The sequence below is a fragment of the Nostoc sp. genome (genome assembly GCF_036917195.1).
Classification (GTDB): domain Bacteria; phylum Cyanobacteriota; class Cyanobacteriia; order Cyanobacteriales; family Nostocaceae; genus Nostoc.
The window spans coordinates 1-22,361 of the sequence record NZ_JBALDG010000051.1 but is presented as its reverse complement, the minus strand read 5'-3'; the positions used below and the strand labels follow the sequence as shown (position 1 = coordinate 22,361).

Genomic DNA, 22,361 nt, shown 5'->3' with positions numbered 1-22,361 from the left:
AATTCCTGACGAAATTAGAATTTTGCAGTGCGGATACTCAGGTATTTAGTTTTTAAGTTTTTAAGTATACAAGTTTTCAGCTAAATTCAATAATTTGATATTAACTGATACCGATTACCTGTGAGGTTGCTCCAAAACTTAGGGCTTAAGCCCCAAGTCTGACCAACGTTGATTTTATGCAGTTTTATAAAGAATTGGTATGAAGTCGTCATCTACAATAGACGTACTTAATTATTCGTGAACAACAAGATTCCCAACTTCTGTAAAAAATTGGGAATCTGAGGCTTCGATTTGAACGAAATCAAATAGGATTTATCTAGCGATTTTGATAGTAAGCCAAAATTTGGTTAACTCGTTGCCGACTTTCTAAACCAGAGTTTGCTGTCCACGAGATGGACAAGCCACCAATTTGACTTTGATTGTAATCAAACTGTTGGGATGACTGGGGAATTAAATCCACTTCTACCCCTTCGACTTGACGTAAATGAGCTGCTATCTCTCTATAGACAGCTAAAGGCAAACCAGGAAACTCAATTTTTTCCTTAATCTCCATCTTTATGAAGCTCCAACATTAAAAGAATTTAAGGGGGGCGTTGTCACTGAAATAGGATTGCCAGTAGCAGATGCAGCTGACGGTGTTGAATTGACAGCCCCTTCCCCTACCATTTTGGCAACTTCAATACCATATTGTTCCAGAATCACAATGGGGTTGTAGCCCTGATTCATTTCAATACGTTTAACCAGTACGCCATTTGCTAATCGCTGTCCCGCCTGTACATAGCGACTTGTCGGCTCATCCGGTACTTTGATAATTGCCTGCGGTTCCTTACTAATTAGAACTACACCAGTCACAAGAACTGCCCTTGCTAAGTCAGGTTGTGCTGGTGGTGGCAATACAGATACTAAAGTGGGGTTGGGGATAACTTGAGGCAAAACTTTAGGCAAGACTGAAATCAAGGTAGGATTGACTTTTTTAGCTATGCTGCGTGTTGGAAGTTTTCGTCGTGCTAGTGATGCAGTAGGTAGCTTAGGTGATACGGGAACAGGTCTGTTTAAAGCTATGGTGCGTGTTGGAAGTTTTCGTTTTGCTAGTGATGCAGTAGGTAGCTTAGGCAATACGGGAACAGGTCTTCCAGATGTTTTAGGCATTCCGGCAACCGCCTGCCCAAAAATTTGTGCAAACGGGTCACTTCGGTCTTTTGATAGCACAACTAGCCGTGCCCGCTCTGTAGGATTAGTGGATTGAATCAAGTTAACAGATGCAGGAGTAACTAGTGAAACCTGTTTGCCAGGTATCACTGGATTGTTGAAGGATTGAGCCGCTGGGGGCGACTTTGCTGCTATTTTGGGAATCGGCGCAGGATTGATGGCTTGTTGTGTATCTTCAGAAGCACATCCAGCGATCGCCAAAGTTAAAATAGCAACAATTGTAATTTTTGAATTTCTGCCCATGAGCTGTTCTCAAAAGCCATTGGAAAATTGAAAAGTGGAAATTAACATGCCTGAAATTTGGATCAAAGGCAAAGTCTGTTCTCTTTATAACCTAATTTTTTACATTTCAAGGGTTATTTTTAGCACTGCCTACTCAGCATAACTGCGGCTTGGTGTTGATTTGCAGTTAATCCTCTGCTACACCCATAAGCTCTTTCATCAAATCCAGACCTTTTTTGACTCTACGGGAAACCGTTACAACACTGATTCCCAGATGTTCTGCAACTTGTTTTTGTGTCAAATCTTTTAAAAACACACATTCCAAGACATCGCGGGTGCGTTGTTCGAGCTGAACCAATGCTTGTTGCAATCGAAGTTGGTCTTCTTGTGCCAATTGAAAGCTGCGATAGTGAGGATCTGGAACCAATTCTCCCAAACAGGTAGAGCCTTCTTCTCCATCTTGAATTGGCACATCAAGACTCAAGGGAGCACGATTTACCCATGCTAATTTAATTTCTTGCCATTCGTTTAGAGAAATTTCCAGTGCAGTTGCTAGTTCGGAGTCTGTTGGTTGGCGATTATGCTTTTCACGCCAAGAACGTGACACTCCTATTGCTTGCTGTTGTAGTGCTAACCACTTCCGAGGAATTCGCACCGTGACACCTTTATCTCGGAGATAGTGTTGAATTTCACCCCGAATATAGGGAAGAGCGTAGGAACTAAAGGCATGTCCTTTGGAAAGTTCAAATTTTTCAATAGCTCTGATTAAACCCAAACACCCAACCTGAAGCAAATCATCGTAGGTTTCATGACATTGATTCGTCCAGTAGTGAGCTTCTTTTCTCACAAGTCCAAAGTTGAGTTTTACCAGCTGATTGCGAACATTTTCTGACCGAGATTGCTGATATTCTCGCAACAACTGCCAAATTTCATGTTTTAGTTCATTGGTGGCTGTGGTAGGCATAGCACCGTGTTGATTGAGTAAATTAATAACCAATTACTAACTTTTAAACTTAGCTGCGATCGTACGATATCAAAGAGAATATCGGACTATATGTCATCGCAAAATTCTATGGAAAATAACAAAGTTTTCCTAGAAAAAATTCCATATAGTTGCTTGACAATCGAGCAAAATTTAACTGGGCGAAATCGTTATTTATCTTTGGTATGCTCTGTAGCTGTTTTTAGAACTACATAGAAATAAAATATAAAATTAATTACTAGATATCAAACCGAGATTTTACTTAACTTTAATTAATTAATGCTCAAGCTAAGTTTATATAAAAAAAACAACATTAGTCACGATGTTTGTGGATAAGCAAAAATTTTCTTTACAGTATAATTACGTGTCTTTTCAACCGAAACTCATCCAATAATTTAAAATTACTAATAATATTTAGAAAGTCGTATGTATATTTACGTAAGGCAATAAAAAAAGGGCAAGATGCCCTTTTTTGTACTTAAGTCCATAATCTTTTAATGAAAGGGAAAAGGTTAAAGAGTACAGGATAAAGGGATGAATCAAGTCGCCTATAAGAACGAGGTATGAACCTTTCCCCAATTGCAATGATTATTTCATCCACAATTTTGCTCGGCTTTAACCTTTCCCCCTGTTTGTAAAAAACCTATTTACCCCCTTCAAAAAAGGCAGGGCTGTTTGATTCTTTCAAAACCTCCTGAAAAGCTGGGGACAAGGGAAGGAAGAATTTTTCTCTTGTCTCCCCTTGAAACTTTGTCTCTTTTCGTTTCTGTAAGGCTTCTATAGGAATAAAACAGCCCTGAAAATAGGGTCAAAGAAGTTAACTTTGGTGATGAAACCTGATGCTTACAGAATTGTAGTTCTGAATGCTACTCAGTTACCTAACTTTAGAGAATTTAGCCACGAGTTGGTTCAACCCGCGCAAAAAATAGACCGCGTATCTTGACTTCTTTCGGTTCGCCAGCACCTAAATCTGTATCAGATGGCTGTTCGCTCTCGAAAGTACCAGCAATTTCACCACTAGAGCTATCTATTTTAGCGATTTGCAGAGAAATCTTGCCATTAAGATTTTCAGCACGCTTAACGTTAGTCCGGGTAAGTTCTTCATCATCGGCTTGGGCGGGGAGAGCCACGGCATTATCGTAGCCACTGACGACACCGCGACCCTTGGGATCTAGGAAGGCAGCACCACGATAGGAAGGAACTTTGAAGCTGCCTTCAAAGTCCGTGGAGGTGTTAATAGTAGTCAAACCGGATTGGGTTTGAGCAACCAAGTTTTTGATGGTGAAGAGGAAAGGTACTCGCTCACCACCAGGAAGTTGCACAGTGATGGCTTGGAAGTCAAGACCATCAGTTTCCACAAAGGTCAGGCTCTTATCTGAGTTAATTTTTAGGTTGCCTTGCACCTGGTCAATGGTGGAAGTGTATCTGGTCAACAATTTGCCAGCAACAAATTCTGCTTCTTGCCGTTTATTAGCAGGTTCTTCTTTGATGAAAAAGCTTGTTGGTTCTAAGCAAAGTTCTTTGATGGCATAGGACTGGCTAGAATCAATGGGAATGGAGCCACGCCTTGTTTCTGCTAGTTGGGGGCATTTGTTCGCCAAGCCAGTGCCACGAATTTGATCGTAAGTGAGTACATCTCTACTACTAGTAGCAGGAGCATCACTACAAGCAGTTATTAACCCCAGGCACAAAGCCAAGAATGCAACAATTAAAGCGCGATACCTCATGGTTAACCTCAATCTCAAAAATTAATATCTAAGTTGTAAAACTGCATCGAAGCTTTGATCTCTGACGAGAAGCCATCCTCGTTCGGACACTGCGTTGCTCTGATTGCAGGAGTTGAAACAAGTGTCCGGGCGTATTAGGTTGGAAGTCGCCGCTCAAACTTTTCTCTGCTAAACGTACTTAAACGTTTCGCTCTCTTGAGCTTGGGGTGTAAGAAGCCCCAGACTAAGTAGCACACTGCATCCTTTTTGGATGTGCGTAACTAGGGGAGCAAAAAACCAGCAGTTTGACTGTTGGTGGCATTTGTTAGGGTTGGGCGCGTGGATGAGTAAGCCCTACACAGAGTGGCATAAGTGCTTGCCTCAAAGAGCACGAAGAGAGGAGTCTACTTCATACTTTGCTCTTGCCTGTGGCAAAAGCGGCGTCGCCCAAGTCTTTTTGTATTATGTATGTGACGCCACTACATACAGCCCATTGTTTGATGGGGAAATCAGCCAGATCATACGATTTTTTTTAACTCAAAATCAAAGTACTCAAAATCCAAGAAAGTCTCGTCCTGATCACATCTAGCTGCCGTGCAGGCTATGTTAAACTTTACCGTTCCCTTTTAGGAGCGATCGCAATTGTCTTTAATAAAGATACAAATTTAGTTATACTCACCGCTCGGAGAAATCTGCACAAAGCTACCTAAAAGTACCCATTGCCGAGACTTCCACGTTGATAATTTTAGTCCAAATGCCTAAAACTACGAGGATAAACCGCAATCCATGCAGTCGCCTTAACTCTTGGAACCCCCGCGCAGCGCTGGCTCCCCTATTCCCTTAAAAATATTGGGAATTACTTCTTAACACTTCGGCTTACCTCGGCTTTGCTACTTTGACGCCGCTCAGTACAAGTCCGCACAAGTCGCTCAGTAATTCAACTTGTGGAAGTTGTCTTGGCTAGCAAATAGATTAAGTACTGCTTACCGTCCGATTTGACGGCGGCTTTAATCTCTAAAAATTTTAGCAGAATATTAAGATTATTTTCTTTTTCTGATTCTGAGGCTATTATAGCTACTCAAAATAGGTAGTAATGGGCTAGCCGCAGAGTTTCTAGTGTAGAGTAACAGCTAATCAACAGTGGCAAACTAGGGAAAATTAAAAATCTCCGGTAAATTTGAGTTGACCTCATTTATACGGAAAGGGTGGAATGAACGATCAGAAAAATCTTGAATCAGGGGAGTTGTCCTGTAAACTGCAAGCGATCGCAACTGTGGTGTATGATGCAGTTCAGGGTTGTGAAGACAATACTGTAGCTCTTTTGGCAATGCTTAGGCAATTGGAGCAGTTACATCGAGAGATCCGGGATGGGGTTTTTCAAGAGAGTTTGCCTGTTAACCGTCAGCAACTCTACTCACTGCTGAAAGATATTGAGTCTGAAGGAGGTTGGCCTTATATTGAGCGCATGAGACTACAAGCCTTTTTGGCAAATTTGCCCCAAGAAGCTCCCGCAGAAAATAGTCATGAAGTTTTGGAGGGCGATCGCTCCTTTAGCTGATCATCTCGAAAATTATTTTCTAGCTTTGAATTAACAACTCTGATCGCCTCATCAACCGCTAAACCAAGAGCGGTTGCTGATTGAGGCTTCAACTTAATTCATAATTATAAATTAATAATTATTCATAAATTAAAAAGGGTTTGTACTGGTTATGCCATCACAAAGAAGGCGATCGCGTTCTTCAAGATTGCGGTTGTGCTTGAGGTAATCACCCACCCAATCGCAACCACGAACAAGCAGATCATCAAGATGTAAATTCCACAGAATTATCGTGTTGTCATCACTAGCTGATGCTAGTGTTTGACCATCTGGGCTAAAACTGACACTTAACACTGGGGCGCGATGCCCATTGAGACTTTTAATTAATTTGCCTTCCCGACTCCACAGCTTCACTGTACTGTCCCAACTGGCGGCGGCGAGGAATTCACCATTGGGACTGAAAGTTACAGCATTGACGCTATCGCTGTACCCTTTTAATAAGGTTTTTAACAACGTACCATCCCGTCGCCATAGTTTCACGGTGTTATCCCAACTGGCAGAAGCCAGCAACTCGTCAGTGGGACTAAAGCTGACACTTAACACCCAGCTATCATGGGGCGAGAAAGTTTTGAGCAAAGTACCATCTCGCCCCCAGAGTTTCACAGTTTGGTCATCACTGGCAGAGGCTAGAACCTGACTATCAGGACTAAAATTCACGCTATTTACCCAACCCTGATGCCCCACTAAGGTTTTGAGCAACTTGCCCTCACGGTTCCAAAGTTTCACCGTTTTATCTTTGCTAGCTGATGCCAAAAACTGACCATCAGGGCTGAAATTCACGCTCATCACACTATCGCTATGCCCGTGGAGAGTCATAATTAAAGTACCGTCAAGCCGCCAAAGTTTCACAGTTTTGTCATAACTTCCTGAAGCCAGCATTTCACCTTTGGGGTCAAAACTGACACTAGGAACTTTATCTGTGTGCCCCACCAAAGTTTTGTAAAGTCGGGTTTTGACCTCGCCACTACTGGTGTTTCGTCGCCAAAGTTTGACAGTGCGATCACTACTACCAGAAGCTAGCATCTGACCGTCGGGACTCCAAGCAACGCTCAAAACTCGCTTCTGATGCCCTTGAAGAATAGACGGTGTTGGGGCATCTAAACTCCATAGTTTTACGCTTTTGTCATAACTTCCTGAAGCCAGTAATTTGTTATTTGGACTGAAAGCTAAACTGACAACAGCATCACTGTGTCCTTTGAAGGTTTTGAGTAAGGTACCAGTGATACTCCAGAGGTTTATGGTATTGTCTTCACCCGCAGAAGCTAACTTTTTACTATCGGAACTAAAGCTTAAACTCCACACTGTACTGCTATGCTGCCGTAAAGTTTTGTAAGGAAGAAAGTCAAAACCGTCTTTAGTGCTGTTACTCTTTTGCTGCCAAAGTTTCACTGTCTTATCTCGACCTGTTGACGCCAACAGTTTGCCGTCGGGGCTGAAAACAGCTACAGTCACACCCTGCTGATGTCCCTGTAAAGTTGTGACAAGGCTACCGTCCCGTTGCCAGATTTTCACTGTCTTGTCGTCGCTGGCTGAGGCGATGAATTGACCATCAGGACTGAAGTTTACCCAGTTAACCCACCCTCGATGTCCTCTCAGTATTTTTACTAAGCTACCGTCTTTGCGCCAAAGTTTTACGGTTGTATCCTTACTGCCAGTAGCTAATAACTCACCATCAGGACTGAAATTAACGCTGTAAACCCAATCTTTATGTCCTTTCAGGGTTTTATATGGCTTGGGGTCAAATTCACCCGTAATCGGGTTTTTGTGCCAAATTTGCACTGTTTTGTCGAGGCTGGCGGAGGCTAGGGTTTGACCATCTGGGCTGAAACTTACACAGGTGACAGCATCAGTGTGGCCTTTGAGGGTTTGGAGTAAGGTACCGTCAGGACGCCAAATTTTCACCGTCTGATCTCGGCTGCCTGACGCTAGGGTTTGACCATCCGGGCTAAAAGTTACTCCCCAGACAATATCAGTATGCCCATCCAGGCGGTTAGCTTCTGTTACCCCATAAACTGCCTGTTGCAGGGCTGTCACCACCCGCATTCGGGTATCTGGCTGCACTCCATCTGCCTGTTTAAGTCCTCTCCAAGCCCGCAAACTTTCTAATAAAGCATCAAACTCTTTATTAGAGGCAAAAAGAGCTTCGCTAGCAGCAGTGATTCCACTAATCCTCAAGTTGGTTTCACTGCGTTCAGCTCGTACAGTTTGGCGGATTGCTACTCTTTTTTGCAAGTCGGCTTGCCACCATAATGCTGCTATTGTTCCCCCCATGATTGCCAGCACTGCGCCTGCTATCCGTGCTTCCCGCAGTCGCCGTTGCAATACCAAATTGAGTTGCTTTTGACTAAGTTTTTGGGCCGCTTCAGCTCTAGTTTTTTCTAGTTTGACTTTTTCTAATTCGGCAACTATGCCATAGTTATTTTTTTGGCGAATTGGTTCAACTAAATAATCGTGAACTAACTGGTAGCGATCGCCTAATTCATCTCTGATTAGCAACACCAACCCCGAACCCACCAATATTTCTAAAATCAGTTCCCCAACTGTGTCAAAGCTTGATATTGTATCTATATCCTGATTATTAACTAATGCAGCCGCTAAATCAGCTTTAGTTTTTAACGGTCGCGTCCCCTTTTCATCAGTTAATTCAAATAATAATTTCCAGCTTAATTCTTCGTTCTCCTGACCGCAGTCTTTGATAACTTCCCCAAGCCAGCGTTCCACCAATTTTGCCGAGCCACCGCAAAGCTTGTATTGTCCGAGTGTGGTAATGTTTTCTATTTGTAATTGAGCACCTACTATTTGTAATTCAATTGGATGTACTTCGTCTAGTTCTCCTGTCAAATCCTGGACTAATCGGTTAATTAATTCATCACTCAGTTCATAATGGGAACGTTGAGTAAGACTGTGAATTATGGCTTTAGCATCTTGGCTAGAGAATTTCCCTAAATAGTAGCGAATGTCCTTATCGAGAATATTTTTATTAATTACGCCTAAATCATATAGTCCAATACTATTTTTTTGGCTCAACCGTTCAAATTCTAATAAATGATGTAAATAATCTTCTCTTAAAGAAAGAATAATTTTTACAAATGAGATATTTAAACATTCACTAAAAAATTTGTAAAATTCTCTTATTTGTGTGCGATGATTACTAACAAAGAAAAATTCTTCAAACTGGTCTAATACGAGAATTATTGTATAATTACGCTCAGTTGCTAACCGAATTTTTTCGAGCAGTATAGTAGGTGTAGAGTTCAGATTAACCGATATTTCTGTGTGTGACAAAGCTTGGTTTATACTGCTTGCCAAGACTGTAATCCAATCAGTGTAAACAGACAAAACAATAGGTATAGGAATGCGTTCACCAATAACTTTTCCTTTCAAAGCTGGTACTAAACCAGCTTTAAGAATTGAACTTTTACCTACACCCGATGGTCCATAAATTACTGTGAGTTTGTAGTCAGCACGAGTAATTCTTTCAATTAAACGATTGACATCTTGCTGTCGTCCAGAAGCAGATATTTCTTGGGCAACTCCCTCAGGAATAAACGGTATTTTTTGAGGATCTAATGCTGGGTTAATTTTAGAGCGTTGCGGCTGCAACTGACTTGCTCCAATGAAGGCACAAAAGCCATACTGATGTTCTATTTGAATTTTTTCTTGCTTCAGTTTAAAGGCTTCTGCATAGTCATGACGCTCAAAAAAGTAAAGCGATCGCAATTCCTCTAAAATCTCTAGATAAAGTGATGGTTGATGTTGTAGCTCACAAACTACCCTCGCCCATTCTAAATTATTGATAGCTTCCTCCGACTCACCTAAATGCCGCTGTGTACGTGCTAGTAAGAGAAGATACCAACTTTCTTGTCCTCGTGTTTGCAAAACATCTTGCAGAGAAACTTCTGTTGCTTCTTCGGAGATAGAAAGTGCTGTATTCGCTAATTCATGAGCCAGTACCCAATTCGACTCAGAAGCTGCCACATTTGCCAAAAAACCATAATTTTGAGCAACTTGTGCAGGACTTCCATAAGTTTTATGTAGATACAATGACTTTTGAGCTAATTTTTTTAAGTCATCCCAAGCTTGTAAACGTTGCAGCATTTCACAAGCAGGCAAAATAAATTTAGCCACTAAGTCTTCTCTTTGTACTTCCTCCAATACTTCCAAGCATTGTTTAAACCACAAGAGAGCATGTTCGCAATAGCTACTATTATTATTCTGGTGTAAGTCTGCCATTCGGTGATAACACAGCCCCAGATGGAATAATACTATTGCTTGCTTGAGTAAAGATGAGGGGGGTATAGGATGAGGATATGAGGTGGGTAAAGAAGAATTACTCTCCCACTCTGCTATTATCCTGATTTCCTGCTGCCATAATGCTAGGCTTCTTTGATAATTGGCTAAAGCACCATTAATTTGATCGTTGGCGTATTTATCTCGCCCCAATACAAATTCTAAACTAGCTTCTAATCCTGGTGTTAATTGAAAGCCATAGAGGCGCAGCAAATCATTACGAGCTGATTCTATTTCGTGGCGGTGTTGGGACTTAGGATCTAAATTTAGGGAGGCATTAGATAAAAATGTTTCAGCACCTGCTTCTAAAACTTTGGCAAATAGAGATTCTTCCTCTTGGTGGATCAAATCAATTAAATCTGCTTTTGCCATTTCAAATTTAATAGTGGTTGCAGCCCAACTTTTGAAATCAGGCGCTAATCTGGATAGTAATGATGCCACTTCATCTTGTAGCCACAATACCACTGGAAATGGAAAAGTTGCGGCATAGATATCTCGTGCTTGGTTGATACCTGTAAGTAAGTTTTCCACGTCAATGGCTGACTCAATACCGAAAACCATAACAGCAGATGGCAAAGAGTCTGTAACGACGGCAGGATTATCTAGAAATAGTTCTGAGACTATTGTACTGTGTAAGGAAGTAGTTGGTGGATTGAGAACGATTTCTCTGATATTGATGTCTTTAGTGATGGAGCGAATATTTTCTAACATTTGCTCACGTAATTGCTCATAGTTACACCGAACTAAAATCAGGGCAAATTGACCTTCGGAAAGCGCGATCGCTCTAATCAGTCTTTGCAAAGTATACTGATTTTCTTTGGTGTAAACGTGTAGCTGCTTATCATTAATCATTGGTTATTAGACATTGGGCACTTGTACTAAGCGAAGTCGAAGTATTGGTTATTGGGTATTGGGCATTAGTTATTAGTTATTAGTCCAATGGCAAACGACAAAGGACTAATGACAATTGACTTACCTAACACTGTTATTTATTTTGTTGCCAAGCAAGGACTTTTTCTGTTTCTGCTAAGGCTGGACTGATGCCAAACCAGCGCCCCAGAGGATCACGATATTCAAACAGATACATGCTTCGTAGTAAGCTCTGGTAGTCAGACTCACCTTTAACTCTCTGCTGCTGCACTACTTCAAACAATAATTCCCACTGGGATTCATCAATAGCTAATAGCAGATCGTCGCGGTAGTCCTTAATCACGGCTTCTAAGCAGTCCCTAGAAAAAGGTGGATCTTGTCGTTGCAGGCAGCTATAAAGTAAACCCAATAAATTACGAATATGGCCACCGCTAACGCGACATAGACGATCTAAGGTTTGAGAGTGATCGAATAATTCTGTAATTAATAAAAGCCTTGCATTCAAAGGAACTTCTGGAAAAGCTCTTGCTAAGACTAACTGGCGCACTAGTGACATCCCTGGTTCGTAATCACTGCCATCTCTTTGTCGCACTAATACCATCGGCAGTACTTTTGGCGCAATCCCTCCCCCTAGGCGATTTTTTAGTGTCTCGTACTCATTGGAGAAAATTAACGTCAGGGGAATGGTGTAAACTAGGTGGCATTTGAGTCGGCGTAACTGTTCACCTCGGTCGATGAAGAGATATTCGGGTTGTGATCGCCCCGATGCTAAAGGACGCATATCCACTCGATCCAAATTATCCACAATCACTACCAGTCCTTTTTGACCCCGTAGCTTTAGCTGTTCAATAGCCTTTTCTAAAATTTCTTCGTTAATCGCTTGCAAAATACTACTGGTACGTGGTTCCAGATATTGCCTCAGTTGATTCCGCATTTGGGTGCTGTCTTTGGTTTTAGCGGTAATTTTGGCAATACCCAAGGACAATTCTGCTTGTCCAGAAAGCTCTATGGGGCTTTGCAAAAAATCGCCTACTTCTTTAAACAAATTGCTAAAATAACCAGGTTTGAGTTTGATGTTAATCCCTTCTAAACTGGCACTGACTTGACGGGCTACACTCAGCAAAATATCGCTAACATCAATATCTGCCATATCTAAGTCTTGACTGGACTCAAAATAAACCACATGAAATCCCCCCAATTCTAGTTCTGTCTTCAGGCGCTGCAATTCCGTTGACTTACCGCAGCCAATGTGACCCGTAAATAACTGGCAGGTTGGCTCATCAGGAGAAATCCGGCAGATAGTCCGTTGCAATTCTTCGACAATTTTGCAACCACGGACATCAGCAAAATCTATGTAATACTGCCGATCTAGCACGTTACTTATATTGAGCGTGTAGCTTGGGTTACATGCTTTATAAAAACGTGACAAATTTAATGTCGTTTTCATGTATGTAGATGTGTATGTAGATGTGTGTGTAGATGCAGTTTAATTCGTATTTTTTATACAAAAAATCTCTAGCCGGGATGTAGGCACAGGATTAACTCGCAAGTTGATAGTGTCTTGCAAGGGACAGTACTTGGTGCAGGATCACTGTCAGTAGCTGTCAGTAGTATGGTAGAGATTTAATTGACCCTAATAACCTTAAACATATCTGTCCTTTTTACACCTGCTATTGAGGTTTTGACAATCTCTAGCTTTTGTTTGACCTGGCACAAACCTTTATGGTTGAGTAAATCAGTAAAAAAGCTACTAGACTAGATGGTTCTCAGTTTGTATAGCTGATCAGGGAGAACTGGTATTAATTATAGCAAGCTATACAGAGATTATGAAATACTTATTTATCATTTCAGATTCTATTTGTCAAGAAAACAAAATTATAAATATCTAAATTAATATTTTGTAATCTTTAGAGAAAAAATATTTGATAATCACTTGTCAAAAAGACAACAGTCGGTTAAGACTAGACACCGGAAACTTTAATCGGAATGATGACTAGCGCCACGATCTTTGTATTGTTACTGTAAAGTGTTACTAAAAATAAAAAAAGTCTCGAGGAGAGTGGCTAATAGATGCCAACAGTGTTTACTGAAATTAATAATGATACAAGCGCATGAAGGAATTTGGACTGCAACCAGAAAGGGGTTTGAATGGCTGGCATAATATCAGTTTCCCGCACGGATCTGGCCCAGCGTCGTCAGAAATTACGTCGGCAGCGGCAGATGAGAATTATTCAGGCTATTTGGCGAACCTTTGCCATTACCGGTTTGGCAGGTGGATTGCTGTGGGTAGCAGTCCAACCAGTGTGGGTGCTAAAAACTCCCAAACAAATAGTGATGAAATCAGGCAATCAATTATTGTCGGATGAGACAACTAAGTCACTGTTGGTGCTATCTTACCCCCAGTCTTTGTGGCGGATTGAACCGGGAGCGATCACTAACTCTTTGAAAAAACAACCAACTATTGCCCAAGCGATCGTTAGACGCCGCCTCTTTCCTCCTGGATTAATCATCGAAATCCAAGAACGAGTCCCTGTAGCGGTGACTCAAACACCAAATGTGCAAAATCAGGGTACTAGCAACAAAAAAGTCATAATCGGCTTACTAGATGCAAGTGGGGTCTGGATGCCTTTAGAAAAATACACATCACTGAATCCCACAAGGAAATTACCCAATCTCAGAGTAATTGGATTACCAAAACAATACTGTCTCTACTGGACTCAGCTTCATCAAGCTGTCAGCCAAAGTCCTGTGAAAGTGATGGAAATTGATTGCCAAAATCCAACGAATTTAATTTTGAAAACAGAACTAGGAAATGTGCATCTCGGCGTTCCAGGCCCCCAGTTGTCTGAACAAATTAAGGTACTCGCCCAAATGCGCCATTTAACAGCAAAACTCAATTCTGACCAAATAGAGTATATTGATCTGAAAAATCCGGAATTTCCATTAGTACAGATGAACCAAAAAGACCAAAAATTAACTCCTAAAATCCCTAAAAACATTTAGCATGTTTAATGTATTGAGCGCTCCTAGTAAATTAAGAAGCTTTATGCTGATAAATATATTTATTATTTTCAGTTTTCCAGCAAACCGCACGAAAATCGGTATTAACTTCTAATTAAAATGAGAAGATCAATCATAAAGTCTCCATTGCGAGTAAAACACTCTCAATTGTGACCCTAACATCTAATGGTGGGGTGCTAGATGTCGGACAATCTGATCATGGTCTATGGCGTGCAAAATGCCTTCTGCCCATACATTCTTTGACTAAACCCAGTGCGGAAAAGAGAAAAATGCTTGAGTTTTTCATTAAGATCAGACTCGCTTTTCAGAGGGTACTGATGAGAACGGTTTATGCCGCCATCCAAGTGCAGAGCCAAAAACGCTCTAGCTTTGGTCTGTTGAGGACACTTCCAAACACAGTTTACCGAAGTTTCAATCTGTAACGGAAAATGCCACCCAAAGTTGCGTAAGCATTGCTTCTGAGCAATCAGTTTAGACTATTCTCTACTGTAATTCTTATTGGGTTACCAAACCTCTAGGAAAATCTTGATTTGTTGACCACACTACTGGGGATTCTCGTAAGATAGACTCTGGTTCCAACAAAGTGTCCATTAAGACCCCCCAAACAACAAATTAATCAGGTATAGTCTGACAAGTAAATTTTTACTTACTTCAACCTTAAAGATAAGTAAGTATAAGGTAAATTCTGTGTTTAAAGTTGCAATCATTCCCAATGGTGAAACCTATTAACAATATTATTGAGGTAGATAAGATGCGTTGTGGCGTATCTTTACAAGCTATTTCCTCTGTTGAGAAGAATGAAGAGATTAATGTCTGGTTGAAGTTATACAGAACACTTTTAGATAAATGTCAGTATACTTCTCTAGAATTGGCTGTGCGATCGGCTGCCTTAAAAGCTTATCCCATAGCAAATTTTCGCACAGCCAATTCTGTTAGGCTTGGCAGTAGTGAAAACAATAAAGAACAGTGCCATAGTATTGTGGCAGTGTCAAACTATAGTTGACTCTTAAGTGAATAACACCTGAAAAAGTCGTTTATCTACCCTTTCACAAATCCAATGACACTTGATAATAACCAAGGACTTACCTATAAAAATTCCCAATCTACGGGACAGCCGGGGTTCTCTCTGGCAGTTAACTCGACCAATCCCTTTAATAACTCTGGGGTGAACTTTGGACCAAATCACGAAAATAAGAAGATTTTTGCGGAAAATAGCCGAATTGGCGAGATTGTTCCTGGTCGGGTTGCTAACATCAAAGTAATTGGTGTAGGTGGTGGCGGTGGTAATGCCGTTAACCGCATGATCGAATCTGATGTCTCTGGGGTAGAGTTTTGGTCAATAAATACTGATGCCCAAGCATTAACTCTGGCAGGCGCTCCCAGTAGATTGCAAATTGGACAGAAGCTAACGCGGGGTTTAGGAGCGGGTGGTAATCCTGCGATTGGTCAAAAGGCAGCTGAGGAATCACGAGACGAAATTGCTACAGCTTTAGAGGGGGCAGACCTAGTATTTATCACCGCTGGTATGGGGGGTGGCACTGGGACAGGTGCAGCCCCGATTGTGGCAGAAGTAGCAAAAGAAATGGGCGCTCTCACTGTTGGTGTAGTCACACGTCCATTTGTGTTTGAGGGACGCCGCCGCACCAGCCAAGCGGAACAAGGTATCGAAGGACTAAAAAGTAGAGTAGATACACTGATCATTATCCCCAACAACAAACTGCTGGAAGTGATCCCCGAACAAACGCCTGTACAAGAAGCTTTTCGCTATGCAGATGATGTGCTGCGTCAAGGGGTGCAAGGTATTTCTGATATCATCACGATCCCTGGCTTGGTAAACGTTGACTTTGCTGATGTCCGAGCTGTAATGGCAGATGCGGGATCGGCATTGATGGGAATTGGTGTTAGCTCTGGTAAATCTAGAGCCAGAGAAGCTGCGATCGCAGCTATTTCTTCGCCGTTACTAGAATGTTCTATTGAAGGTGCTAGAGGTGTTGTCTTTAATATTACAGGCGGTACTGACCTGACTTTGCATGAAGTAAATGCAGCCGCAGAAGCAATCTACGAAGTAGTTGATCCCAACGCCAATATTATTTTTGGGGCCGTAATTGATGACAGACTTCAAGGTGAGGTAAGAATTACTGTAATTGCTACTGGATTTACAGGTGAAGTGCAAGCTGTACCACAACAAAGCGTGGCTAACGTTCGAGTAGCACCTAATACCTCGAAGCGACCAACAACAACACAGCAACCCCCAGTTAATCCCCCAACCTCAACTCCAACTCCAACCCCAACTCCAACTCCAGAACCAAAAGAAAAACCTGGATTGGATATACCTGACTTCTTGAGAAACCGACGAACACCACGGAATTAAAAGATTTTGGATTTGAGATTTTAGATTAAATTAACAGTCTCAGGTTAGGCTGAGTGCTGTATAAAATCTGCTAGTTTCAGGGTTTTACCAAAAGCAGGGGTAAGCAATTCGTTGCCATACCCAATTTTGTTAATTGGTAAAGAAACTCGTTAACGCTACTTATAGAATGAACTTGGGCAGGAGTCTGCTGGCTCACATGTCCAGATGTGCTTTTGGAATAAAACAGCAGCAAGGCATGTCCGACTACAGATACGACGCTAAACACCCCGTGTAGACATCGCTACATCTACCCCCGCGATCCATTAAACTCATATTTGGTACAAGTAAATATATTTACTTAAAGAAAGTTGGGTGGGAAACTTGCTTATGCAAGCGTCCCAAAGAAGTCTGTTTCCTGGAGAATAACGTGAGTTCGATGAACCTCTCCCAGACTTAAACTAAAGTTCAAGTCTGTCCCTCTAGGAGTCAGAGAGGGACGGTTTTGCGTAGTAAAACCTCTTTAAGGATGTTTTAAAAGTAGCAAAGTATACTATAAACTCCGCTACCATTCCCTCCCCCAGAGGGAGAGAGGCTTTGAAATCCCCATTCCCGCACTTGATGCCGAAACTCTTAGAGACACTCTTGCGTTCGCCAACGCTAACATCGGGAGGGGGGTTAGGTTTGGCAGGTATTGCTGTTACCAACAATACTTTTCAAACATCCTCTTAGAGGTTTTTTGATTCGGTTCATTAGGCGAACATCACATCAGCCGTCGAACTCACGTAGAATAAGACACGAAGCAAAAAATAATTTACATTTATTTTTTGCTTTTTAGTGTCTGTTCAATCCATTGAATAACCTGATGACCAAGGTGAGTACCATCTAGGCGATCAATCTCACGAATTCCGGTAGGACTAGTGACGTTAACTTCAGTTAGGTAACCACCAATAACGTCAATACCCACAAAAATTAAGCCATCTTGGCGTAAGCGTTCAGCTACTTGGGTACAAATTTCATCCTCTCTTGGGGTAATTTCGGTTTGAGCCACTGTACCACCAGTTGCCATATTATTGCGAAAATCAGTTCCGCTAGAGAGGCGATTGAGCGCACCAATTGGTTCGCCATTCAGCAGGATAATTCGCTTATCTCCTTCTTTTGCCTCCGGTAGATAGGTCTGCACCATTACTGGCACTCGACCTTGGAGGGTACTGAGTTCGACAATGGAGTTAAAATTGCGATCGCCTGATTGCAAAAATAAAATTCCTTCTCCAGCTTTATTACCCAGTGGTTTGAGAACCGCAGCTCCCTTTGCTTCGACAAATTGCCGGATAAACTGCTTATCAGCACTGACAATCGTTTCTGGAATCGCTTTGGTAAACTGGAGGGCGTACATTTTTTCATTTGCCCCTCGGATGCCACCGGGACTGTTAATCACCAGGGTTTTATTTTGGTCAATGTAATCCAGAATGTAGGTGGCATAGAGGTAGGAATCATTGACTGGTGGATCTGCCCGTATAAATACGGTGTCCATTGTCTCTAAAGAAGTAAAGGAGGAATCGCTCAACTTATACCAAGGATTTGCCGCTATCCAGCGTCCCTCTACCAACTGCACTGGTATAACTTCAACTCGCTGTAGTACAGCCCAAGCTTTGCTATCCACCACACTCAGCAGGTTTCCCTGAGTTACCCAGACTTCGTGTCCCAAGATTTGCGCTGCTTCAATCAGGGCAACACTGGTATCATGACATGGGTCAAGCTGATGGATGGGATCAATGATAAAAGCCAGTTTCACCCTTTATACCTCAATCACCAAGAAATTAAATGGTTATTCAATTATTATCTCTTGATGCTCTCACCAATTGACGTACATGTGTACTGCTGAGTAGAGCCTGGAGGGTAAAGTCTTGTGGACAGATATGACTTTTGTGATAAAAAAGTCTGTAAACAAGGCAGCGTTGCTCTCCCTTCTAGAGTTGTTGCGACTGCCGTGTAATTTGCAGCGGCTTATCGCTAGCGATCGCAAAACCTTCTGAATCTACACGCTATTGCTAGAAGTTAGTAGCTCATCGAGCTTGCCTTGACGGTCTAAAGCGTGGATATCATCACAACCACCAATATGTTTATCATTGATGAAAATTTGCGGTAGAGAACGGCGTCCATTGGCTCTTTGAGCCATTTTATTTCTGGCTACCTCATCTCCGTCAATGTTGTATTCGATAAATTCAACCCCCTTATTGTTCAGCAAACTTTTAGCACGGATGCAAAAAGGGCAAGTCCTCCAAGTGTAAATTTCTACATTTGCAGCCATAATGTCCTCAACTTGATTTAATACTTCTTAATTTTAGAACTTTGGCACTTGCTCTAGCGGCTCTATCTCGCTTTGACTTTATCCTCAGAAGTGGCTAACTAAATTTGCCACATTAAGTTACTAGTACAGATGAATCCCTTAGATACATGCTACGCCAAGCTTGCTTCTTTGCAGGAGTACGCAAAGTTCAAAAATCTAAATTGCTAAAAAACTAGCTTGTTTTATAGGCTTTTTAGCGATTGTATCGCAAGCTTTAAGAGCTTGTCATTACCAACATTAAATAAATTTTGGGCTTCGTTGTCATCCCGCTTGGGAATAAATTTCGAGGCTAATAGCTTGTATTCTTCTTAAGAGGACTAAATACAAGTTTATTAAGGCATGTAGATGCCTATGCTGTTAAAAGGGAAAATTTTGCACATAGAAGGAGTCTATAAAGATATACAGTTTTGATCACAATCGCTCAAACTATCACGGCAAAGCTTTTTCAGTATATTTAGTTTATTTGAGCTTAGGGGAGTAGAAATATTCTTTATCTTTAATAGCAAATGCCGTAGTCAATAAAACTACGGCATTTTTAACTGAAATACAAAACTTTAATTTCAGTATTTACCCACAGTCAACGGCATATTCAATTAGCTGGGCAAGGCGGTGACGTAGGGTTTCTAATCCCAAGCGCTGACTCGCAGAAATAAACACCGCTAAGGGAAATTCTTCCCTAGCTAGAGCGAGTGTCTCACTATCGGCTTGATCAATCTTATTAAAAACAACCAGTGCCGGCCCAGGAGTTATTGGCATTTGCGCCAAGATTTCCCTAACTGAGCGAATATGACGCAACCAAGCGGGGTGAGACAAATCCACCAAATGTAGTAGAGCATCGGCTTCTGTGACTTCCTCCAAGGTGGCGCGGAAGGCATCCATTAACGATACAGGCAGTTCGTGTATAAACCCTACTGTATCTGTAATCAGAATTTCCTGATGTTCATCAGCTTCGCCATGAGGAATTACTAGGCGGCGCGTGGTGGGATCGAGAGTGGCAAATAGCTGGTCGGCTGTATAAACTTCTGCATTCGTGAGAGCATTCAGTAAAGTGGACTTGCCAGCGTTGGTATATCCAACCAAAGCCACTGAGGGAACTTCCTGATGCTGCCGTCGCTGCCGTAACCGCGAACGATGGGCTTGCAACTGATCTACTTCTTTTTGCAGTCGGGAAATACGCTGCCCAATGGCACGGCGTTCAGTTTCCAGTTTTGTTTCACCAGGGCCACGAGTCCCAATACCACCACCTAATCGGGACATGGTGCGACCTCTACCAGCCAGTCGCGGCTGCATGTATTCTAGCTGTGCTAGTTCTACTTGCAACTTACCAGCACGGGACTGAGCGCGTTGAGCAAAGATATCCAAAATCACTTCGGTGCGGTCAACCACCCGAATACCAATTTGCATTTCTAAGTTGCGGACTTGGGAGGGTGAGAGGTCGCGGTCGAAGACGACGAGATTAACTCCTAGTGTTTGGGCAGTTAGGGCAATTTCTTGCACCTTACCTTCGCCAACTACTGTCTGGGGATGAATGCGCGATCGCTTTTGTTGTATTGTCTGTAATACATCTCCCCCAGCAGTATCAACTAAACGTGCCAATTCCAATAGGTTGTCTTGGAATTGTAGGGGAGTCATCTCACTGGTCATCAGCCCCACAATCAGCACGCGATCGTGGTCAGCATCTACTTCCTGGGCGACAAATTCCCGCTGGAATTCCGCTTCCAGATTTTCTACCAAATTTACTAAATCCTGGTCTGCCAGATCATCCAAGCCCAGAGGTGGCGATATATTCCAACTTGGAGATTGGATTTGGCTTTCCCCTACCTTGGGGGCAGCAGGACTAGTAATCAGGGTGCGAGATTCTTGGGGTGTCAGATGAGCTAGATAAGCTTCTTTGACGTACCCAGTCGAACCGCCTCCCCGCCGTGTAAATCCCGTTCCGCTAATGTTTAGGACAACTAGGGCATCTAAGCGTTGCAGTGCCATCGCCGTGAGTGCCGCCTCATTTGGCGGTTCTGGCTTGAGATGTGTGGCAATACAACGAATACCGCTGAGTCGTTCTGCACCGTAACGGGGCAATTCCAGCGGTGGTATTTGCGTTTGACGCGGTGTGCCTACCCCGACACGAATCACTTGTCCGCGACGGTTGATGTAGGCGCACACAGGCTGATTGACTTCTGTGCTAATTGCTGCCAGACGCTGGGAAAACTCAGGCGTGGTGATGCGATCGCCTGGTATGCGCTGGTGATACAGCCGCTGTAGTTGTTTCAGCTGGCTGGACTTCAGACCTTGGAGATTTCCAAAAATAGTCTCTATAGGCGTTTATGACCAGTTAAATGGCCCCCCCAATCCTTACTTATGTCTATTTTACAACAGGGTTTCGGCTCCTATCTCTCTCCTTTGAGGGATGCATTGTGAATTAGTTCATGGGGGGTATTGATTTGAAGCAATTTTGGTGGTAGTAACTCACAAATCGAGTATATTACTTTCAAGCATTTGCTAAATCAGATATAAGTTCTTTTTCTGTTAAATCAATCATCCCTACACCATAACGGTGTAAATTCAGTAAAAAAGTTACCCTATTTATACCTGCTAATTGTGCAGCTAAACCAGAAGAAATGCGTTTCATTTCAAATAGTTTAACTGCCATTGCCATTTTCGCTTCTTGTTCAAACTGTTCTCGCGTTTGTTGTAAGGCATCTGGTAAAGTTTCTGGATAGTCAATTTTAAGTTGTGACATGATTTTCTCGGGATGATCGCTTTGAAGTGAAGTCGTCATAAAGTCCTTCGTCTTCTGGTGCGTAGCCGTTCAAAAAAGCATCATGGTTGCGGGTACTTTCGGGTTCTTCCACATGAATTATGTTGTCATTCTCAGTTTCCCAATCTTCACTATATAAAACTGAGAATTCTGTTAATTCAGGGTCGTTAAAAAAATCTTTGGCTGTGGCGGCGATCAAAGGTTCTAGTATTTTGTGACGTTCTGCCAAAGATAGGCTAGCGATTTCTTTAAGAGATAGCTGTTTTTGCTCTTGGACGTTTTCTGACATTCGATTTATGTTCCTGAAGATGGGTTAACTTTATATTTAGTAATGTATCGGCATCGCTTTTAATTTAAGTTGTTCTAAGTGAGGTATTAAGGCGATCGCCACTCTTAAATCAACGCCTAAAACTAATCAGTTGCAGAAATCCTGTCACAGCCTGAGTTAATTTTTGCCATTTCAATTTTATGACGGCAATTCTCCTATTGTTCCAAGCTTGGTGGTCATCTGGTTTAAATTTCAGTGCTTGGTCAAAAGATGCGATCGCTTCTTCAGTGCGTCCTAAATTTCTTAGCGCATTCCCCCGCTTGTACCAAACATCGTCTTTATCAGGTTTAATTTTCACTGCTTGGTCAAAAGATGCGATCGCTTCTTCAGTGCGGCCTAAATCATCTAGCGCAATCCCGCGATTGTACCAAGCTTGGTGGTCATCAGGTTTAATTTTCAGTACTTGGTCGTAGGATGCAATTGCTTCCTCATTGCGTCCTAAAATATTTAACAAAATGCCCCGTAAGCACCAAACTAGATAAGTATCAGGTTTAATTTTCAGTGCTTGGTCAAAAGATGCGATCGCTTCTTCAGTGCGTCCTAAATTTCTTAGCGCAATCCCCCTGTTGTTCCAAGCTTCGTGGTCATTAGGTTTAATTTTCAGTGCTTGGTCAAAAGATGCGATCGCTTCTTCAGTGCGTCCTAAATTTCTTAGCGCAATCCCCCTGTTGTTCCAAGCTTCGT

The 22,361-nt window shown here is 42.1% G+C and carries 16 protein-coding genes; 4 read left to right on the top strand and 12 right to left on the bottom strand.

The features are described from left to right. Window positions 1–316: 316 nt before the first annotated feature. The 4 genes from V7K40_RS15990 to V7K40_RS15975 form a co-directional block, all read right to left on the bottom strand. Window positions 317–553, bottom strand: a complete 237-nt coding sequence (locus V7K40_RS15990; protein ID WP_298910653.1) for a hypothetical protein — start codon at window positions 551–553, stop codon at window positions 317–319. A gap of 2 nt (window positions 554–555) precedes the next feature. Further along, window positions 556–1,452: a hypothetical protein gene (locus tag V7K40_RS15985; protein WP_334961229.1), complete on the bottom strand. Its 897-nt coding sequence runs from the start codon at window positions 1,450–1,452 to the stop codon at window positions 556–558. 166 nt (window positions 1,453–1,618) lie between these two features. After that, window positions 1,619–2,395 (bottom strand): RNA polymerase sigma factor SigF, encoded by a 777-nt coding sequence (locus V7K40_RS15980; protein WP_334961414.1) that lies wholly within the window; start codon window positions 2,393–2,395, stop codon window positions 1,619–1,621. Between the two features lie 911 nt (window positions 2,396–3,306). Then, the gene (locus V7K40_RS15975) at window positions 3,307–4,140 is read right to left on the bottom strand and encodes a photosystem II manganese-stabilizing polypeptide (protein WP_334961227.1); all 834 of its coding nucleotides are present in this window, start codon (window positions 4,138–4,140) and stop codon (window positions 3,307–3,309) included. Between the two features lie 1,189 nt (window positions 4,141–5,329). Between V7K40_RS15975 and V7K40_RS15970 the strand changes: the two genes are divergently transcribed. Continuing rightward, window positions 5,330–5,677 (top strand): hypothetical protein, encoded by a 348-nt coding sequence (locus V7K40_RS15970; RefSeq protein ID WP_334961225.1) that lies wholly within the window; start codon window positions 5,330–5,332, stop codon window positions 5,675–5,677. 129 nt (window positions 5,678–5,806) lie between these two features. Here V7K40_RS15970 and V7K40_RS15965 read toward each other — a convergent pair whose 3' ends face one another. Both V7K40_RS15965 and V7K40_RS15960 read right to left on the bottom strand, forming a co-directional pair. Beyond that, complete coding sequence (locus V7K40_RS15965) at window positions 5,807–10,858, bottom strand: hypothetical protein (RefSeq protein ID WP_334961223.1); 5,052 nt, start codon at window positions 10,856–10,858, stop codon at window positions 5,807–5,809. A gap of 133 nt (window positions 10,859–10,991) precedes the next feature. Then, window positions 10,992–12,323 (bottom strand): P-loop NTPase fold protein, encoded by a 1,332-nt coding sequence (locus tag V7K40_RS15960; protein ID WP_334961221.1) that lies wholly within the window; start codon window positions 12,321–12,323, stop codon window positions 10,992–10,994. A gap of 701 nt (window positions 12,324–13,024) precedes the next feature. On the opposite strand from V7K40_RS15960, the gene V7K40_RS15955 reads away from it, so the two are divergent. The 3 genes from V7K40_RS15955 (at window position 13,025) to ftsZ (ending at window position 16,268) form a co-directional block, all read left to right on the top strand. Beyond that, the gene (locus tag V7K40_RS15955; RefSeq protein ID WP_334961219.1) at window positions 13,025–13,879 is read left to right on the top strand and encodes an FtsQ-type POTRA domain-containing protein; all 855 of its coding nucleotides are present in this window, start codon (window positions 13,025–13,027) and stop codon (window positions 13,877–13,879) included. Window positions 13,880–14,609: 730 nt separating this feature from the next. Beyond that, window positions 14,610–14,900: a hypothetical protein gene (locus V7K40_RS15950; RefSeq protein ID WP_334961217.1), complete on the top strand. Its 291-nt coding sequence runs from the start codon at window positions 14,610–14,612 to the stop codon at window positions 14,898–14,900. 54 nt (window positions 14,901–14,954) lie between these two features. Next, on the top strand, window positions 14,955–16,268 hold the full coding sequence (gene ftsZ, locus V7K40_RS15945) for a cell division protein FtsZ (RefSeq protein WP_334961215.1): 1,314 nt from the start codon (window positions 14,955–14,957) through the stop codon (window positions 16,266–16,268). Window positions 16,269–17,064: 796 nt separating this feature from the next. Here the strand turns inward: ftsZ and gshB are convergent. The 6 genes from gshB to V7K40_RS15915 all read right to left on the bottom strand — a co-directional run. Beyond that, window positions 17,065–18,039, bottom strand: a complete 975-nt coding sequence (gene gshB / locus V7K40_RS15940) for a glutathione synthase (RefSeq protein WP_334961213.1) — start codon at window positions 18,037–18,039, stop codon at window positions 17,065–17,067. 243 nt (window positions 18,040–18,282) lie between these two features. Then, complete coding sequence (gene grxC, locus V7K40_RS15935; RefSeq protein WP_334961211.1) at window positions 18,283–18,555, bottom strand: glutaredoxin 3; 273 nt, start codon at window positions 18,553–18,555, stop codon at window positions 18,283–18,285. Window positions 18,556–19,161: 606 nt separating this feature from the next. After that, window positions 19,162–20,907 (bottom strand): GTPase HflX, encoded by a 1,746-nt coding sequence (hflX, locus tag V7K40_RS15930; RefSeq protein ID WP_334961412.1) that lies wholly within the window; start codon window positions 20,905–20,907, stop codon window positions 19,162–19,164. Between the two features lie 172 nt (window positions 20,908–21,079). Then, complete coding sequence (locus tag V7K40_RS15925) at window positions 21,080–21,334, bottom strand: UPF0175 family protein (RefSeq protein ID WP_334961410.1); 255 nt, start codon at window positions 21,332–21,334, stop codon at window positions 21,080–21,082. Beyond that, a complete protein-coding gene (locus V7K40_RS15920) occupies window positions 21,318–21,638 on the bottom strand; it encodes a hypothetical protein (RefSeq protein ID WP_334961209.1) in 321 nt (106 codons plus the stop codon). Before V7K40_RS15920 ends, V7K40_RS15925 begins: the two co-directional genes overlap by 17 nt. A gap of 109 nt (window positions 21,639–21,747) precedes the next feature. Beyond that, window positions 21,748–22,361 (bottom strand): tetratricopeptide repeat protein (locus V7K40_RS15915; RefSeq protein WP_334961207.1); only part of this gene is annotated, 614 nt, incomplete at its 5' end.

Bases quoted from the DNA above. Each gene is read 5' to 3' on its own strand.
- V7K40_RS15990 (WP_298910653.1), bottom strand. From the start codon at position 553: ATGGAGATTAAGGAAAAAATTGAGTTTCCTGGTTTGCCTTTAGCTGTC.
- V7K40_RS15970 (WP_334961225.1), top strand. From the start codon at position 5,330: ATGAACGATCAGAAAAATCTTGAATCAGGGGAGTTGTCCTGTAAACTG.
- grxC (WP_334961211.1), bottom strand. From the start codon at position 18,555: ATGGCTGCAAATGTAGAAATTTACACTTGGAGGACTTGCCCTTTTTGC.
- V7K40_RS15980 (WP_334961414.1), bottom strand. From the start codon at position 2,395: ATGCCTACCACAGCCACCAATGAACTAAAACATGAAATTTGGCAGTTG.
- V7K40_RS15965 (WP_334961223.1), bottom strand. From the start codon at position 10,858: ATGATTAATGATAAGCAGCTACACGTTTACACCAAAGAAAATCAGTAT.
- V7K40_RS15950 (WP_334961217.1), top strand. From the start codon at position 14,610: ATGGTGAAACCTATTAACAATATTATTGAGGTAGATAAGATGCGTTGT.
- V7K40_RS15960 (WP_334961221.1), bottom strand. From the start codon at position 12,323: ATGAAAACGACATTAAATTTGTCACGTTTTTATAAAGCATGTAACCCA.
- V7K40_RS15975 (WP_334961227.1), bottom strand. From the start codon at position 4,140: ATGAGGTATCGCGCTTTAATTGTTGCATTCTTGGCTTTGTGCCTGGGG.
- V7K40_RS15985 (WP_334961229.1), bottom strand. From the start codon at position 1,452: ATGGGCAGAAATTCAAAAATTACAATTGTTGCTATTTTAACTTTGGCG.
- V7K40_RS15920 (WP_334961209.1), bottom strand. From the start codon at position 21,638: ATGTCAGAAAACGTCCAAGAGCAAAAACAGCTATCTCTTAAAGAAATC.
- V7K40_RS15955 (WP_334961219.1), top strand. From the start codon at position 13,025: ATGGCTGGCATAATATCAGTTTCCCGCACGGATCTGGCCCAGCGTCGT.
- ftsZ (WP_334961215.1), top strand. From the start codon at position 14,955: ATGACACTTGATAATAACCAAGGACTTACCTATAAAAATTCCCAATCT.